The organism is Spirillospora sp. NPDC046719 (genome assembly GCF_040645715.1).
GTDB lineage: Bacteria > Actinomycetota > Actinomycetes > Streptosporangiales > Streptosporangiaceae > Spirillospora.
The window spans coordinates 1-2,369 of sequence record NZ_JBEYYT010000793.1; the positions used below are offsets into that span (position 1 = coordinate 1).

Here is a 2,369-nt window from a genome sequence, read left to right on the forward strand (position 1 = left end):
CCGCTTGTGTGGGTGGGATCACGCTGGCGGCGAGCAAAGCGCCGCCGACCGTGACGGGGGTTCCAGGGGGTCGCTCCCATGGGAAAAGCCAGCTAAAGCACTTGCCCGTTATCTGTTCCGGTGCGCATTCTGCTGGGGTGAGCAACGAGGTCGTGTTGGAATCGGCGGGCACGCTGCGGGGTCAACTGCAGCGGGGGCTCGGTAGGGCCGCGCGGCGCGCGGCGGACAGGCCCGGCGCGGGCGAGTACGTCTATGACTGCATCCGGAGGGATCCGCGGTGGGATCGGCAATGTGAGGCCAGAGGGCTGTACTACGCCCGGTTGATGGTGGATCTGGAGTTGCCGGTGTGGCCGGTGGCGGAGCATCTGGCGGATCCGTCGGACCATGCGGACGGCGACGAGTGGCGGGTGCGGCTGGCGTTGGAGGTGCTGGGGCATCTGGTGCGGTTGAGCCGGCGGGAGGCGGCGGTGCCGCTGCGCCGGTACGCCGAGGAGGGCGCGCACTGGTTCGACGCGCTGGACGAGCTGGTGGAGCTGGGCGATCCGCGGTTGGCGGAGGGGCTGGACGAGCTGGTGGCGGCGCGGTGCGACGACGGTGACATCGGGTCGCTGGTGGCGGGTGGTCCGAATCCGGTGCTGGAGAGCTGGGCGGTGCGGCAGCCGCGGATAGCGGAGGCGCTGGCGCGGCGGCGGGAGGCGGGGAGGCCGCGGCGGTCGGTCGGCGCGGTGCCGGGCGGGGCGGAGCGGACGGACGCGGAGTTGCTGGAGCTGGCGCGGCGGCGGGACGACGGGGCGATCGCGGCGATCTTCGAGTTGGGGCGGCGGCGGACGCCGGCGCTGCTGGATCTGGCGGAGGAGCTGCTGCCGCAGCGGCCGAGCAGGTTCGGCGGCGCGGTGTGCCGGGCGCTGCGGGAGTACGGGCCGGAGGCGCTGCCGTGGGCGCGGGCGTGGGCCGCCGAGCGCGGCGGGTGCGCGTTCATGGGGATCAGCATGCTGGCGAGATACGGGACCCGGCAGGACGTCCCGCTGCTGATGGAGGAGTTGCGGGATGCGTTGGAGAAGCGGGAGTGGCAGGCCGCCGCGGGGCCGATCGAGGGGCTCGGGAGGCTCCGCGCCGGCGAGGCCGTTCCGCTGTTGAAGACCGCTTGGACCGAATCACCCTACGCTTTCCTCAGACCACGTATTGTGACTGCTTTGACCCGTACCGCGCCGCACACCGCCGAGTCGTACACGATCGAGGGCCTCTGGGACTGCCAGGAGGGCGTCCGCGCGGAGGCGGCCCGGTTCGCGCCGCTGACCGAGGAGACCCGGATCCGGCTGCAGCGGCTGCATCACGACGGCGCCGAGGACTCCGGCGTGCGGGCGGCGGCGGGCGCCCGTCTCGCCGTCTGAGCGCCCGCTGAACCCTTCCGGGCCCGTGCGCGTACCGCCCGTTGTACCGCGCATCTCACCCCGGGAGGACGGGCCATGGGCTCCACGCATCACCTCGGACGTGCGGCGGGGGTCTCCCGCGCCGGTCTGGCGCTGGCGGTCGCCGCCGTGCTGGCGCTGCCGCTGGCGGCGGGCTGCAGCGCCGCCGGGAAGTCCGGTGGGTCGGGTGACGCCGACCGGGCCGCCGCGCCGGCGAACCTCGACGAGCTGGCCGCGCGGACGGGCTGCAGCCTGGTCGGCCGCCGCAAGGCGCAGCAGTTGCAGCAGGGCAACTGCCGGAACTCGCGGGGCCAGTACGTGCTGGTCAGCTTCGACAGCGACCAGGACATGACGTCGTGGCTGGACGAGGCGAAGCCGTGGGGCGGGACGTATCTGGTGGGGACGCGCTGGGTGGCGGTGAGCACTCCCGCCACCCTGCAGTCGCTCCGCAAGGATCTGGGCGGGCACATCATGTCCGGCGAGATGCACGGGATGAGCCACTCCTGACACGGGTCAGGTGAGCGCCGCGGCCCACCGTTCGAGGGCGGGTCCGGTGCGTGCGAGGACGCGCCGGGCGGCCAGGCCGCGGGTGACGGTGCCGGGCCGCAGCAGCGGGTAGCCGGGGCCGTCCACGACGACGCGGATCGCCGCGACGGGGACGCCGTCCGGGAGCGCGGCGGCGACACGCGCCGACTCCATGTCGACGACGCGGGACCCGTCCGCCGCCCACACCCGCCGTTCCGCCTCGCGGACGATCCGGTCCGCGGTGACGAGCGGCCCGACGTGCGCGCGCAGGCCGTCCCCGGCGAGGCCGGCGGCCAGCGCCCGCGCGCCGGGGCACGGCACGGGCTTGCCGCCGCCGCGGATCTCGTCCGCCACCACGACGTCGCCGGGCGCGAGCCCGTCATCGAGCGCGCCGCCGAACCCGACGACGGCGACGGCGCGGCAGCCGGGCAGCCG

Annotated in this window: 3 protein-coding genes; 2 read left to right on the forward strand and 1 reads right to left on the reverse strand. The window is 74.8% G+C overall.

Annotated elements, in window-relative coordinates:
* The first annotated feature begins 323 nt into the window (after nt 1-323).
* Nucleotides 324-1,391 (forward strand): hypothetical protein, encoded by a 1,068-nt coding sequence (locus tag ABZ914_RS50290; RefSeq protein WP_500201660.1) that lies wholly within the window; start codon nt 324-326, stop codon nt 1,389-1,391.
* Between the two features lie 75 nt (nt 1,392-1,466).
* A complete protein-coding gene (locus tag ABZ914_RS50295; RefSeq protein WP_190862344.1) occupies nt 1,467-1,916 on the forward strand; it encodes a hypothetical protein in 450 nt (149 codons plus the stop codon).
* Between the two features lie 6 nt (nt 1,917-1,922).
* Here ABZ914_RS50295 and ABZ914_RS50300 read toward each other — a convergent pair.
* Nucleotides 1,923-2,369: phosphorylase family protein (locus ABZ914_RS50300; RefSeq protein ID WP_500201661.1), on the reverse strand; the 447-nt coding region annotated here is incomplete at its 5' end.